The following is a 14,467-nucleotide window of genomic DNA, read 5'->3' on the forward strand; positions in this document are numbered from 1 at the left end:
CCCTTTTCGAGCCAAGACCGTGACCCACACTGCTTCAAGCCCGGCGAGGCCTGTTGAGCCGCCTCGCCTTGCCATCTTCAAGACCGGTGACAGCTTCGCCGATGTCGTCGCCGAGCACGGCGACTTCGAGGACCTGTTCAGCGCACGTCTCGACGGCTTTCGTCGTCGTGGCGGCGTCATCGAGGTGATCGACGTTCGCCGCCAACCGCTGCCGGCAATCTCTGATCAGGACGGGGTGATGGTGACCGGGTCCCACGCCATGGTGTCCGACCGGGAAGCCTGGAGCGAAGCGCTCAAACCCTGGCTGAGGGAGGCGCTCGACTGTGGCCTGCCACTGTTTGGCGTGTGCTATGGCCACCAGCTGATGGCCGAAGCCTTCGGCGGCAGCGCCGGCTACCACCCCGGGGGGCGGGAATGCGGCACGCGTACCCTCACGCTGACCGAGGCCGGTCGCGGGGACCCGCTGTTCGGTGCGCTGCCCGATGCTTTCGCCGCCCAGCTGACCCACGCCCAGAGCGCCCTGTCACGCCCCGAGACCGCCACGGTCCTGGCGGCCAACGACCATGACCCCAACCAGGCCCTGCGCTATGGCCCAGCCCAGTACAGCGTGCAGTTCCACCCGGAATTCACCGTCCAGGTGACCGCGGCCTACCTGGCGCACCAGCGCGATATTCTTGTCGCTCAGGACGAGGACGTCGAGGCACTCGAGCGGTCTGTGGTCGAGACCCCCGAGGCCAGCAGCCTGCTGGACGCCTTCGCCCTAACCCTGTTCGATCGGCGAAGCTAGCCAGACGAGATATCTCCAGGCAAGCAGGTCGCCTGGCGCTGGGCGATACGCGGCGCTGCACCCTGGTGCGGCGTCGCCTCGCGTTGCGGCTCCAGTGTCAGGCGGCAGCGCTCCCGCGGGCTCGGCCCCCAGCGAAGCTGATAGCCGCGGTGTGCATCGATTCCCCTGACCACTGCCATGCGCCCCTGACCCAGCACCGCCAGCACGTCGCCATCGGCGTCGATCAACTGCGCGCCGAAAGGCGCCGGCGTGGTCACCCGCACCAGGGTCGGCGCCCCCACCAGGGTGTCGTAGGTCAGCCTGACGATAGCGCCTCGGCGAGGCGCTACCCGCCTGGCATTGCCCTTGAGCTCGACGCCATCGGTCATGCCGGAGGGATCCAGCGCCACCCGGTTGTAGCGGTAAGGTGTCAGTCCGCTGATCGCCCCCTTGCCTCGCCCGTCCAGCAACACCTGGTCATGTTGAGAAATCGCCGCGCCCTTGGCGCCCGGCGCCTCGATGACCGCCATGGTCTCGCCTTGATCCCGCGTCAGCACCAGGCCACCCGCATAGGCAATGGCGGTGCCATCGGCGCTGGCGCTGTAGCTGCGGTAGTCATCTCCGGCGCTGAGGTTGAGGCCAAGACGTACCCTGGAGGTGTCCATCCCCAGGTTGCCGCCATAGCTTGAATCGTGCGACCGGTCATCACGGCTGTGGTTGACGTAGACACCATAGTTCAGCGCGCCGCTGTCGCCGCTGAGGTTCAACTGGCCCGAGCGATGATCGCCCCGATGGGCCAGATTGGAGGTCAGTTGCAGGTGGCCTCCCAGCGGAACGCTGAGATTGAGGTAGAACTCGTTGGTGTAGTCGCCTTCGGTCTCGCTACGGCCTGCGGTGGCGCTCAGGGTGCCCCAGGAGAAGCCACGACTGACACCGACCTGATAGGTGGTCGCGTCCTCGCGATCCCAGTAGTCGGCGCTGATGCCAGAGGCAAACAGCCTGGTGCCGCCGGCCAGGGTCTGGGTCAGATTGACCTCGAGACGTTGGCGCTCGCGGTCCCGTGGTGAGGATGTCATGCCGTCATCGCGCAGCAGCGCAACGTCCGAAAGGCTCAGATAGTGCTGACTGGAAAAACGGTAGTTGACCACCGACAGCTCGGTGTCGGTGGGATCAAAACGGGTGTTGTAGCTCACACGAAAGCTCTCGCCACGCGGGCTCTCCGGCTCACCGCTCAGCGCCTCCAGGTGATTCGCCCGGGTCATGGTGGCATCCAGCGCGAAGGCGCCCAACAGGGTCGACACGGCGCCACCGGCAAGCCCCGCCATATAGTCCTCGGCCAGGATGGCGCCGGAGTATAGCGTCAGCCGATTGCTGACCCCGCGTCGGTATTCGGCCTGAACGAACCGGGGCAGGTCGACGAGGCCGTCATCCCGATACTCCCCCAGGGTCAGGTGGAAGCGGTGGGCGCCGGGTCGCAGCAACTGTGCCACCGAGGTATAGGGCAGCACGAAGGCGCGCTCGCTGCCGTCGGCCTCGGTAATGGTGACCTCAAGGTCGTCAGCCACATTGGTGGCGTAAAGGTCGTCGATGGCAAAGGGGCCGGGCGTCACGCTGGTCTCGTAGATGACGTCCTCCCCCTGACGGACCGTCACCCTGGCGTTGGTGCGAGCGGTGCCTCGCACTACCGGGGCGTAGCCCCGCCGGGAAGGAGGCAGCATGGCATCGTCGCTGGCGAGCTGGACGCCGGTGAAGGGTATCGACTCGAATCCCATCCCGGAGGTCTGATACTCGCCGATGACCAGGTCGGCCTGCCAGGGCGTCACGTCGTGGCGCAGGTAGGTGTTGGTGACATGATAGTGGGCGGTCTCGCCACTGGCGTCATCGAGACTGGCATTGTGACGAAGCTGCCAACCGCCAAGGTTCACCCCGGCGTTGATCCCGAGTCGATAGTCCTCACGGGACTCCTGCCCGTCGCGCTCGCCACGGAAGGCATTGCTGTTGTAGCGAACAAAGGCGCCATTGATGCCGTCCTGCCACGCCTCGGCCGGCACCTTTCCCCTGACGCGATGCCGCAGATAGGCCTGGGGCACGCTCAGTTCAAGTCGCATGTTCGCCGAGTCGATCGAGCTATCGACGTAGGGATAGCGAGCGGCCAGATCGACGCACTCGCGGCCTGAGTCGCCTCCCCCTGCCGCGGGCTTCAGCGGCAGGCGCTTTATCGCATCAAGCGACAGACACAGACGCGTCCCTTCCGGGTCCTCACCGATCGTCACCGTCTCGCGACCGAACGCCTGGCCATTGACCAGAACGTCGAGTTCATAGCGACCAGGGGGGACCGTCATACCCTGCTCGAAGCGGGTCAGGTCCATGCCCTGGAGTGATCCTTTCAGCAGCTTGGCGTTGAAGGCGTACTCGACCCGGCGCTCGGACGCACCGCCGGTCACCCTGCTACCGTCGTCGGCCCGGGCGGACAGACCGGCGTCGGTGACGAGGGACAGCCCCAGCGCAATGAGCACAGACAGGCCTCCGTGCCGCCGCAAGCCTCGAACCTTGCCGGCTGCTGTGCCAGACAGACGTTTCACAGCTCGAATCGGCGCCGCTGCGTCACCCCGTAGTCATTGATCCAATCGAAGAAACCCTGGGAGGTTGCCAGCGGTTCGATGCCGAAACGGCGGGAGCTCTGGGCCGGGATCAGGCTGCCACGAGCCGTGACCTGGTGCTCTTCGTTGCCTAGCCCGACCCGACGAAGCGACACACTGTAGGGGCTCTCATTACGGGCCACCAGCGTCCAACGGCCTGGCCCCCGCTCAAGCTCCCAGTGAAGCTGCTCGGCGGCCTGCTCGGGGGAAGCGGCAAGCCCGACGGGTCGATAGAACAGCTTGATGCGGGTGCGGTATGCCAGCTGCAGCACGTTTCGGTCCGGCGCCGCCTGGGTGGCGGGCACCTCCAGCACGTTCAACCAGTAGACAGACTCGCGATCGACAGGCGCCACCTCGCCCAGATAGGCGATCCGAATCGCCTGTCCTCCATGGGCATTGATGCGTGTCACCGGCGGTGTCGTCAGAAACGGCACCTCGACACTCTCCGGCGTGGAGTCCGGGTCGCCACGATCGATCCACACCTGCACCAGCGAGGGCGTATCGCCCGCATTGGTCAGCGCGACGCTCACATCCCTGGCATCGGCGGGGTAGATCACCCGGGTGCCCGAAACCACCACACTGGCATCGACACGACTGACAAGGCTGCAAAGCGCCACCAGCGCCAACAGCGCCACTCCCCTTCCCCACGACTCCCGTACACGCATGATCCCTATGCCTTTCTGTAGCCTTTATGAAGCCTTGCCAGACGCCCTACCTCCGCGCACTTCTGCCAGTGCGGGCGGACTGCGAGATCTATTGGTAGTTCAGGGTATACACCGCTGAGGTGCTGACGGTCCCCGCGACGGCGTCCGCGCCACTGGCGTAATAGCGCGCGGTGTAGCGAAGTTGAGTCGCCGTGGTGTCGTCGGCCAGATCCATCGCGGTGGCATCATTGGCGATCAGATTGATCACCTTGTTGGTATGGTCGAGCAGTTGTATCTCGACGTTCTTGGCGCCGCCGGTACCTGCGGTATTCACCAGATAGCCGGTGGCGGCATCGACATTGGTAGGCTCGAAGTACGGCTTCACATTGTCCACGGCAGCGGAGCAGTTCATGTCGATGGTGAAGGAGGTGTCACCCGCCGTCTCACCGCTCTTCAAATCGCTGACACTGACCGTGGGAAGCACCACAGTGCCATCCCCGGTTCCCGCATTGTTGACCTTTACCGTACAGGTCGTGGCAAGCACCTTCCCGGATATCGTGATGGTGCCGGTGGCGGCGTATCCATTGCCTGCCAGGGTAAAAAGCATGACGCCAAGCAGCCATCCCTTGCCTGTTTTCCGTTCCATGTCCCGTCGCTCTCCATTGCAATCATGCCTTCAGCCCGGCCGGGACAAGAGAGACCCTGTCACCGCACCCGGATGTTACACTTTGCAACATTATGTCGTGCTTCGGCCATCAGGAGCGGCAGCATCGGGTCAGAGGTTGACGTAGGTCAGGCGGGGAGAAAGTCGACATGCAAGGGAATGAGATGAACATCGGGCCCGATGCCAGGGAGCCAACGCCCAGGGAGCCAACGCCCAGGGAGCCAACGCCCAGGAAGCCAGCGAAACATGCACACGCAAACGGGCCGGTGGATATCCACCGGCCCGTTCACGAAACTTGCCTTGTCGTGATCCGAAGCGTCATCGGATCAACAGGGGCCTTGTACCAGCTGTCGGCTCAGGCCCCTGGCACCTCGATCAGGCGCGCGACTGGCGACGCACAGGCGCCTCGTCATCGCGACGACGACGGGGAGCACGCTCGCCGCTGCGCTCGCCACCACGCTCAGCGCGATCACCGCCACGGTCTTCGCTGATTTCCAGCGGACGACCGGCCACACGGGCACGTGCCATCTTGGCCAGGATGCTGGCCGGCAGACCATTGGGCAGCTCCACGGTGGAGAAGCCGTTACGGATGTCGATGCGGCCGATACGGGCGCCTTCGATACCACCTTCGTTGGCCAGGGCTCCGACCAGTTGGCCAGGCTTGACGCCATCCTTGTGGCCGACGGAGACGCGGTAGCGGGTCATGCCTTCGCTGGGTCCACGGCTCTCGCGGCGACGCTGCGGCTTGCCGTCACGCGGGGCGCGGTCATTGCGCTCCTTGCGCGGCGCCTGCAGGCGACCGATGGGTGCCTCGTCGGCGCGCGCCATGGCGGAGAAGGCACAGGCCAGCTCGATGGGATCGTAGCCTTCCTCGACCAGACGCTCGACCAGAGCACGCTGCTCTTCGGCACCCTTGGTGACGGAGGCGATCACGCGCTGATGGAAGACGTTGTCGCGGTGGGCACGAATGGCGGCCTCGTCGGGCAGCTCCATGACCGCCATCTTCTGGCCGGTGGCCTGCTCGAGCCAACCTACCTTGCGGCCTTCACGGAAGCCGGCGAAGGTGATCGCCACACCGTTGCGGCCGGCACGGCCGGTACGGCCGATGCGGTGGGTGTAAGCCTCGGCATCCTGGGGCAGGTCATAGTTGATGACGTGGGTGATGCGCGGCACGTCGAGACCACGAGCGGCCACGTCGGTGGCGATCAGCACATCGACCTTGGCGCGCTTGAGGCGAGTGATAGTGCGCTCGCGCAGGCTCTGGTCCAGATCACCGGACAGGCTGGCGACATTGACGCCACGCGCAGACAGCTGCTCCATCAGAGTGGTACAGGCGGCACGGGTGCGCACGAACACGATGGCGGCGTCCACCGGCTCGACTTCAAGGATGCGCGACAGCGCTTCCAGCTTGGCGCCACCATCGACGCGCACCAGGCGCTGTTCGATGCTCTCGGCGGTGGTGGTACGCGCCTCGATGGCGACCTTGACCGGATCCACCAGGTAGCGATTGACGATGCGCTCGATCTCGGTGGGCAGGGTCGCCGAGAAGAACACACGCTGGGCGTTCTCGGGGGTATCGGCGACAACACGCTTGACGTCGTCGATGAAGCCCATGCGCAGCATCTCGTCGGCTTCGTCCAGCACCAGAGCGTTGAGGCCGGAAAGCTTGAGGCTGCCACGATCCAGGTGATCGATGACGCGGCCGGGGGTACCGACCACTACCTGGGCGCCACGACGCAGCGCGCTGAGCTGCTCACGGTATTCCTGGCCGCCGCACAGGGTGGCGACTTCCAGACCCTTGAGGTTCTGGCCGTACTTGCTGAAGGAGACGGCTACCTGCTGAGCCAGCTCGCGGGTCGGCGCCAGCACCAGCACCTGGGGCTCACGCCGATCGAGTTCAATACGAGACAAGATGGGGAGCGCGAAGGCAGCGGTCTTGCCGGTGCCGGTCTGGGCCTGGCCCAGCATGTCGCGGCCTTCCAGCAGGGCTGGAATGGTCTGCGCCTGAATGGGCGAGGGAGTCTCGTAGCCCAGGGTCTCGATGGCGGAGAGAACGGCAGGCAGCAGGGCCAGATCACCAAAAGACGGTGAAGCGACAGTCGTCGAGGTCATGAATCACACCTTGGTAGGCCGGGGTTACCGGCAAAATAACGTGGTTGGCGTCCCTGACGCGCCCGTATTCGGGGCGAACAGAAATACGTCGCTCTACTCGTGGTAGAGCAAGGTCAACAAGTCTGTTGTCAACATTCGGAGTCGGGGACGCCGGTCGCACCTGGCATCGGCTCACGCAACTGCGTGGAGCCATCGTGGCGACCGTTTGCACCGCGGGCGTCGGGATCGACGTCGGGTGCTCCATCTTCACAATTCGAACGCGTCTTGCGCGTTGCAGCATCTGTTTGAACTCTCGAGGCCGCTTGGGCGTCGGAGGTCGCTGCGTCATGATGGTGGGGTCAACACATGCGAGGAGGGCGCATGCTACCATCGACTCATGGCTCTGACCAGCCCTTTTATGATCGAGCCCCCTTTTTCTGCCCCGGAGACACCAATGCCCCAACTATGGGTCGACGCCGACGCCTGCCCCAGAGTCGCTCGCGACATCATCGTCCGCGCCGCCGAACGCACCACCACCCAGACCTGGTTCGTCGCCAACCACCAGATCCCGTTGCCCAGTTCGAAGTGGGTCAAGGCCATGGCGGTGAGCCACGGCTTCGACGCCGCCGACAACGAGATCGTCAGCCGCATCGCACCCGGTGACCTGCTGGTCACCGCCGATCTACCGCTGGCACTGGAGGCGCTGGACAAGGGGGCCATGGTAATGACCAACAGAGGCGAGACCCTGGATCGCAACAACATCAAGGCACGCGTACAGATGCGCGACTTCATGGAGACGCTGCGTGCCAGCGGCGAGCACACCGGTGGCCCCAAGGGCTACTCGGACAGTGATCGACGGGAGTTTGCCAACGCCCTCGATCGCTGGCTGGCCAGGCACGCACGCTGATCGAGCCGCCCGGACCGGCTCGCGAGCCGGTCCCCTCCCCCACCCACGGCTCACCAGCGGATCCTCTCCGCCAGCGTCTGACTCAGCCCTGGTAGACGCCTTCTGAGGCCAGACGCTCTCTGTCGTGGTCCCGATCCAGTCTCAGCACAGGTCCCAACGGCACGATGGCGTTGGGATTGATGGTGTCGTGGCTCATATAGTAGTGGCGCTGGATATGATCCAGGTTCACGGTCTCGGCGACACCCGGCCACTGGTAGAGCTCGCGCAGGTAGTGCGACAGATTGGGATAGTCCTCGATGCGATAGAGGTTGCACTTGAAGTGGCCATGGTAGACAGCATCGAAACGCACCAGGGTGGTGAACAGACGAATATCGGCCTCGGTCAGCCAGGCTCCGGCCAGATAGCGATGATTGGCAAGCCTCGCCTCGAGCCTGTCGAGACAGGCGAACAGCGCCGAGACGTGACGTTCGTAAACCGCCTGATCGGAGGCAAAGCCCGCCTTGTAGACACCATTGTTGATGTTGTCGTAGACGTCGGCGTTGATCTCGTCGATGGTCTGGCGCAGGAACTCGGGATAGAAGTCGAGACGATTGCCGGTCAGCTCGTCGAAGGCCGAGTTGAACATTCTGACCAGTTCGGCCGACTCGTTGTTGACGATGCGCTTGCGCTGCTTGTCCCACAGCGCCGGGACGGTCACCCGACCGGTGTAGTGAGGGTCGGTCAGGGTGTAGAGCTCATGATGAAAGCTCACGCCGTTGATCGAGTCACCACTGGAGCCTTCGGCCTCGTTGTAGCTCCAGCCCTTGTCGCCCATCAGCGGACTGGTGTGGGAGACGTCGATCAGCGCGTCAAGCCCCTTGAGTCGGCGCATGATCAAGGTGCGATGGGCCCAGGGGCAGGCCAGACACACGTACAGGTGAAAACGTCCCGCCTCGGCCTTGATGCCTGGCTGGCCATCGGGGCCCGGCGCGCCATCGGCGCTGACCCAGTCTCGCAACTGGGCGGACTCTCGCACGAACTCGCCGCCGGTACTCTCGGTGTCGTACCACTGGTCGTGCCAGACCCCATCGATTAACAGTCCCATACGGTCTCTCCCGTGAAGCGCCTTGGAGAGCCCAGCATACGGTGAAAAGAATCGACTACAAGCGCACATTTTTCCGCCAACCTTTCGATTCTTTCGAACCCATTGCCTCCGATGTGCCCAGACCTCAGCAACTGCAGTCCCGGACAGCCTGACGCAGATGCTCCGCCATGGCCCTGGTGGCGGGTCCCGCCCGGTCGGCGTCGCGATGATACAGCTGGATGGGCACCTCACGCGTACCGCCGGCCTGCAGCGGTAATGGCTTGAGCCGGCCACTGGCCAGTTGGTCGCGAATGCGGGTCTTGGGCAGCCAGGCAAACCCCAGCCCGTGCTCGAGCATCTCTACCGAGGTGGCGATATGGCTGACGGTCCAGCGCTGCTCGGCCTTGAGCCAGCCCGAATCGCGCGACGCCCTTTGCGACGAGTCCCTCACCACGACCTGGCGATGGTGCTCCAGATCCCTGAGGTCCAGCGGCCTGCTCATGGCATGCAGAGGGTGGTCCGGGTGAGCGACCGCGATAAATGGCACGCTGACCAGGGGTTCGCCCAGATAGCCCGACGTGGTCACCCCTGACACCACCAGGTCGGCTCGGCCATCCTCGAGCATTTCCACACCACCATTGAGTACCGACTCGTGCAATTGCAGCCTGACTTGCGGAAGAGCGCTGGAGAAAGCTTCCATCGCCTTGGCCAGTACGTTCGAGGGAAAGATCTGGTCGATGCTCAGCACCACCTCGGCCTCCAGGCCTTCTCGCAGTCGAGCGGCGATATCCACGAGCGCGTCGGAGCTCTCCAGCAGCTGGCGGGCACGGCGCAGCAGCAAGGCCCCTTCCTCGGTAAGCCGAACCTGGCGCCCCACCGGTTCCAGCACCTTGACCCCCAACTGCTCCTCCAGCTTGTGCACTGCATGGTTGAGGGTCGAAGGGCTCTTGTGAACGGCTTCGGCGGCCCTGGCAAAGCCACCGTGATCGACCACGGCGGCCAGCATCTGCCACTGTGCGAGCGTGACACGCGACATGCTTGAATCCTTTTGACGGTATCCATTGAGCATGCCAGCCGACGCCGCCAATGGCACGACTTGCCATCGATGAAAGTCGCATCGATGAAAGTCACGATACGCCCCTCCCGCGCGAGGCCTTGTACGGCGCCTGGCCAGTCATTGGACTTATATCAACAAAATGAGACTTATCGTCCTTCAGGGGGAGTAGAAAGCACTACGACTTACCGGGGGGTTGCATTTGTTCAACGCTAAGGGTCCAATGAACAACAGTTAATAAACAGCGTTCGAACAAGGTTTTGTCACAGCTTCATCCATTCCTGGCGCCCCCGGTCACATAAATCACCGGGCGATGCGCCATCCGCTGTATGGCCATACAGTCTAGGCATACCATACTTCATGGGGTATGGTGCAATAGCCTATATATTTACCTTCATCAATTTTTCTATGGCCCTTTTACCATGATGCGAATCCTCCATTCGCTGCCCCGCACGCACAAGCTGCTGCTGTTACCCGTTGCCACCATGGTCACCGTGCTGGGCGCCCACAAGATTGTCACCACCTACGAAGACGTTCAGCGAGGCAATGAATCGCTGGAGTCAGTTCTGGTTCCGCTAGGAGAGTCTGCCTCGCCGGAACTGCCATCGCTGAACTTCGAGCGAACCCAGGTCGCCGAAGCCATCGACCTGGCGCTGGATGCCACCAGCCAGCACATCCCGATTTCTCAGCTCAAGGCCAGCGAAATCGTCGACATCGACTTCGTCGACGAGGCCCACGCCGACGTCAAGTTCGAGAACGCCATGCGTTCATCGTCGGGACTACCTCCTCTTACCTTACAATCCTCTCGCACGCTTCCTGGCGCCGCTGATTCATCTACCGCGGCGCCAGTTGCGTTGGACGGCAATCCGCAGCCGCCCGCCTTCAAGCTCGACGAAGGCTCCCTGCATATCGCCGTGGTGCTCGGCACCGTGGCCAGTGGGCTGCTGGAGCAGCAGTCACTGGACGTCGCCAGCGACGCCACTTCCTATGAGGATGTCAGCGAAGACGAGCTCGAACTGTTCGATGAAGGCCCGATCGTGCTCGAGGAAGAGATTGCGGCCAACGAGCCGTTCGTCCCGACCTGGCAGACCTATCGCGTCCAGCAGGGCGACACCTTCGCCGAAATGGCCGAAAAGACCCTGGGGCTGGGCTACAGCGAGGTCATGGCGCTGCTCGAGGACCTGCCCGACCAGAACGTGCTGACCCGCTGGCGCGTCGGTAACACCTTCGAGTATCAGCTTGGCGAGGACGGTCGACTGCTGGCGCTGCGCATCATGAAGAACGTGCGCGACGGCTACCTGATCGAACGCCAGGATTCAGGCTTTGACGTGGCGACCATCGAGCGTGCCGGCGAAGCCTCACAACGCCTTTACGCCGGCACCGTGAGCGGCAGCTTCGCTCGCTCCGCCGAGGCCGCAGGCCTGAGCCGTGCCGAAGTCTCGGAGATGGCACGGGTGCTCGAGAAGAAGCTCGACTTTCGCCGCGACACCCGTCGCGGAGACAGCTTCCGGGTACTGGTCGAGTCCGACATCATCGACGGCCAGCGCCTGGACCCCCGCGTGCTGGCGGTGTCCTACGACGGCGAGCGCATGGACCTGACGCTGGTGCGCAATCCCGAGGACAATAACTTCTACACCCCCGAAGGCCAGAGCCTCGACCCGGCCTTCAACCGCTACCCGTTCTCCGGCAGCTACCGCATCAGCTCCAACTTCAACCTCAACCGCCGCCATCCGATCACCGGCCGCGTCAGCCCGCACAAGGGCACAGACTTCGCCATGCCGATCGGCACCGGCATCGAGACCCCGGCCAATGGTCGCGTGGAAAAGGTCGGCAACCACCCGGCGGCGGGTCGCTATATCGTGATTCGTCACGACAATGGCTACAAGACACGCTACCTGCACCTGTCGCGCCCGCTGGTCAGCACCGGACAGCGCGTGACCATGGGCGAACGGATCGCCCTGTCGGGTAACACCGGTCGCAGCACCGGACCTCACCTGCACTACGAGGTCATGGTCAACAACAATCAGGTCAATGCGATGCGCGTGGCCCTTCCGGAAAACCAGAGCCTGTCCGGTCAGGCGCTGGCCTCCTTCCAGCAGGAAACCGGCCCCACCCTGGCCGCGCTTCAGACCGCCAAGCCCGGCTCCGAAGTGGCGCTGGCCAACGACCTGGCCGCCGACAGCGACATCTGATGCTCCGCTGCGGTTGATCACGACAAGGCCCTGCAACAAGGCCCTGCTGCGACACAGCAGGGCCTTGTCGTTTCAGCCCAGGAGACTGGGGCAGAGGGGACAGCGGCACACGAGAGACAGGTGCAGAGAAGACAGGCTCGATCGGTTCGGCGTCAGGCGCGCCCGCGCCAATAGTCCATGCGCCGGACCAGCTGGTCCTTCCAGTGTTGCGCCAGGGCTTCGACGCCGTGCAATTCGGCCATGGTATCCAGGGGCGCCCTGCGGTCTTCCAGCACCCGCCAGCAGGCCTCCACGCTCCACCTTTCATCACCGCGCTCGACCACCTCGATGACAGGCCCCGGCGCCATCCATCCTTCCTCCAGCACGCGGTAGAGCCAGCCCATCCGGGCCTCCTGCATAAAGGCCCGCGCCAGCCCCGGCTGGCCGGTACGGGCATCGACCTTGGCGCAGGGTTGCCTGGGCTGGGTCACCTGCACCAGCGCTTCGCCGATGCGATAGACGTCACCGATACGCACCTCACGCTCATCGGCTCCTTGGCTCGCAATATTCTCACCCAGCACGCCGGCCTCCAGCACCACACCGGCGTCGGGATAGCGCTCGTTCCAGCGGGGATAGTGATCGGCGCAGTAGTGACACAGGGCGCGGTCCACCCCGCCGTGGTCGACCTGATTGGCCTGGCTGTCATTGGAAAGCCCCAGTCGGGACAGCCATTGAGGCTCAGCGGCAGCGACCTTGTAGATACCACTCTTCTCACCGAAGCCCGGCAGCATCTGGGGCTCGCTGATAAAGGGCCCCCTGACATTTGAAAATTCCATCCTTGCCCCCATCCTCCTTCTCTTGTCGCTATTCGCCGCCCATGCTTGAGCGCTTGTCGTGCTCCTTGCCCCCACTTGCGAATACCGCCTGGGAATCCTCCGGCTCCGCTGGACGCCCTGCATCAAGACGCACCGTTATTCAGCCGCCACGTGCGCCTTCATACATGACCATCCAGGCGACGCCGAAGCGATCCTTCACCAGGGCAAAGCGCTCGGCCCAGAAGGTTTCCGACAGGGGCAACATGATCTCTCCACCTTCAGCAAGCCCGGAACAAAGCCGTTCGGCTTCTTCGCGTGAGTCCACTGAAAGCGCCAGAGAAAAGGCCTGAGGCGCCTCCCCAGAGGCGTCCGCCCCCATCAGCACATGACCCGCCACCTCGATCTGCATATGCATGATGTGCTCTGGCGACGGTGTACCCGCTTCCCCGCATCCAGCATCAGGTGCATCGGCGGGCATGTCCCTGTAGCGATGAAGCTCGCTCACTCGGCCGTTCATCAGCTCGGCATAGAACGCCAGGGCCTCTTCACACTGGCCGTCGAAAAACAGGTAAGGGTAGATTTGCATGAGCTTTTCCTGATGACTCAACGACGTTCTTTCGATGCTCGGGTTGGCGGTCCGAAGGACTGGCGCCGGACGTCATCAAGATAGCCCAGAAATCACATCGACGAGGCGTAGTAGTCGTCCAGCAGCCGCATCCCCTGCTCGATGTCGGCGGTCACCGCGCGACAGAAGGCGTCCCTGTCCCCCCGGCGCAACGCCTGGGTAATCTCACGATGGTGATCGTCGGCGATGGCGGAGCCGCCCCAACGCGTGCAGATAAAGCCCATGCTGGGACCGTATTGCTGCCATAGCTGCTCGACCAGCGGCAGCAATACCGTCGAGCCGCTCAGCCGGTAGATCAGAAAGTGAAAGGCGTGGTTGCCACGCATGTAGCTCTTGAGATCAGCAGCTTCGATGGCTCGATTGATGCCATCGTCCAACGCCTCCAGGGCGTCGATGTGCTGGTGCTCGATCGCCGTAAAGGCTTGCCGGGCCAGCTCGGTTTCCAGCCGCCTGCGGGCGAACAGCACCTCGGTGAAGCGCTCCCGGCTCAAGTGCGGCACGATGATCTTGCGGCTGTCGACAAACTGCAGAGCCCCCTCGCTCACCAGCCAGCGCAGCGCCTCCCGAGCAGGCATGGCGCTGGTGTCATAGCAGGCGGCGATGCCGCGGATCGAAAGCACCTCGCCCGGACTGAAGGCCCCTTCGCACAGACGACGCCTCAGGTCCTGGTGAATTCGGGTCGAGGCGGTATCCGGCAGGTAGGGCGGAGGCGATGGTTCCGTGCCGATCGGCGCGACCATGGCGTCATCGCTATTGTCAGTATGAACGTCGGTCATTGCGCTTCCTTGTCACTCCTCTGTCCATTCCTCTCAGCCATTCCGCTCTTTATTCCCTTCTCCATTCCGCTCTTTATTCCCTTCTCCATTCCGCTCTCCATTCCTTTCTGCCATTCCGCTCTCTATTCCCCTCGCCATTCCCCTCGCCATTCCTTTCTCCACTTCACTCCTCACGCCAACCCACTATAACTTTTCTATCACTCCCCTTTTGCTTCTTTTGCCGGCCGCCCGTCGACCGCTCGTCTGTCACCA

12 protein-coding genes are annotated in these 14,467 nt (G+C 63.6%); 3 read left to right on the forward strand and 9 right to left on the reverse strand.

The features are described 5' to 3' along the window. The first annotated feature begins 19 nt into the window (after window positions 1-19). Window positions 20-787 carry a glutamine amidotransferase gene (locus NFH97_RS02870; RefSeq protein ID WP_349624405.1) on the forward strand — a complete coding sequence of 256 codons (768 nt, stop codon included), beginning with the start codon at window positions 20-22 and terminating at the stop codon, window positions 785-787. On the opposite strand, the gene NFH97_RS02875 is transcribed toward NFH97_RS02870, so the two are convergent. The 4 genes from NFH97_RS02875 to NFH97_RS02890 all read right to left on the reverse strand — a co-directional run bounded on the left by NFH97_RS02875 (window position 784) and on the right by NFH97_RS02890 (window position 6,825). Then, window positions 784-3,282: a fimbria/pilus outer membrane usher protein gene (locus NFH97_RS02875; protein WP_349624406.1), complete on the reverse strand. Its 2,499-nt coding sequence runs from the start codon at window positions 3,280-3,282 to the stop codon at window positions 784-786. The genes NFH97_RS02870 and NFH97_RS02875 overlap by 4 nt on opposite strands. Window positions 3,283-3,344: 62 nt before the next feature. Next, a complete protein-coding gene (locus tag NFH97_RS02880) occupies window positions 3,345-4,040 on the reverse strand; it encodes a fimbrial biogenesis chaperone (RefSeq protein WP_052704280.1) in 696 nt (231 codons plus the stop codon). 118 nt (window positions 4,041-4,158) lie between these two features. Beyond that, on the reverse strand, window positions 4,159-4,695 hold the full coding sequence (locus NFH97_RS02885; protein WP_052704279.1) for a fimbrial protein: 537 nt from the start codon (window positions 4,693-4,695) through the stop codon (window positions 4,159-4,161). A 393-nt stretch (window positions 4,696-5,088) separates the two neighbouring features. Next, window positions 5,089-6,825 (reverse strand): DEAD/DEAH box helicase, encoded by a 1,737-nt coding sequence (locus NFH97_RS02890; RefSeq protein WP_045991899.1) that lies wholly within the window; start codon window positions 6,823-6,825, stop codon window positions 5,089-5,091. 433 nt (window positions 6,826-7,258) lie between these two features. Between NFH97_RS02890 and NFH97_RS02895 the strand changes: the two genes are divergently transcribed. Continuing rightward, window positions 7,259-7,711, forward strand: a complete 453-nt coding sequence (locus NFH97_RS02895; RefSeq protein WP_045991898.1) for a YaiI/YqxD family protein — start codon at window positions 7,259-7,261, stop codon at window positions 7,709-7,711. An 82-nt stretch (window positions 7,712-7,793) separates the two neighbouring features. Here NFH97_RS02895 and NFH97_RS02900 read toward each other — a convergent pair whose 3' ends face one another. Then, a complete protein-coding gene (locus NFH97_RS02900) occupies window positions 7,794-8,795 on the reverse strand; it encodes a glutathione S-transferase family protein (RefSeq protein WP_349624407.1) in 1,002 nt (333 codons plus the stop codon). A gap of 124 nt (window positions 8,796-8,919) precedes the next feature. Continuing rightward, entirely contained in the window at window positions 8,920-9,810 is an 891-nt protein-coding gene (locus NFH97_RS02905; RefSeq protein ID WP_045991896.1) for a LysR family transcriptional regulator, read from the reverse strand. Window positions 9,811-10,250: 440 nt separating this feature from the next. On the opposite strand from NFH97_RS02905, the gene NFH97_RS02910 reads away from it, so the two are divergent. Continuing rightward, the gene (locus NFH97_RS02910; protein WP_045991895.1) at window positions 10,251-12,020 is read left to right on the forward strand and encodes a peptidoglycan DD-metalloendopeptidase family protein; all 1,770 of its coding nucleotides are present in this window, start codon (window positions 10,251-10,253) and stop codon (window positions 12,018-12,020) included. Between the two features lie 152 nt (window positions 12,021-12,172). On the opposite strand, the gene NFH97_RS02915 is transcribed toward NFH97_RS02910, so the two are convergent. The 3 genes from NFH97_RS02915 to NFH97_RS02925 all read right to left on the reverse strand — a co-directional run bounded on the left by NFH97_RS02915 (window position 12,173) and on the right by NFH97_RS02925 (window position 14,215). Further along, window positions 12,173-12,835 carry an MOSC domain-containing protein gene (locus tag NFH97_RS02915; RefSeq protein WP_349624408.1) on the reverse strand — a complete coding sequence of 221 codons (663 nt, stop codon included), beginning with the start codon at window positions 12,833-12,835 and terminating at the stop codon, window positions 12,173-12,175. 139 nt (window positions 12,836-12,974) lie between these two features. Beyond that, the gene (locus tag NFH97_RS02920) at window positions 12,975-13,421 is read right to left on the reverse strand and encodes a VOC family protein (RefSeq protein ID WP_349624409.1); all 447 of its coding nucleotides are present in this window, start codon (window positions 13,419-13,421) and stop codon (window positions 12,975-12,977) included. Between the two features lie 71 nt (window positions 13,422-13,492). Next, window positions 13,493-14,215: a GntR family transcriptional regulator gene (locus NFH97_RS02925; RefSeq protein ID WP_348827733.1), complete on the reverse strand. Its 723-nt coding sequence runs from the start codon at window positions 14,213-14,215 to the stop codon at window positions 13,493-13,495. Window positions 14,216-14,467: the final 252 nt, after the last annotated feature.

It is taken from the genome of Halomonas sp. SCS19 (assembly GCF_040147015.1).
GTDB lineage: Bacteria > Pseudomonadota > Gammaproteobacteria > Pseudomonadales > Halomonadaceae > Halomonas > Halomonas litopenaei.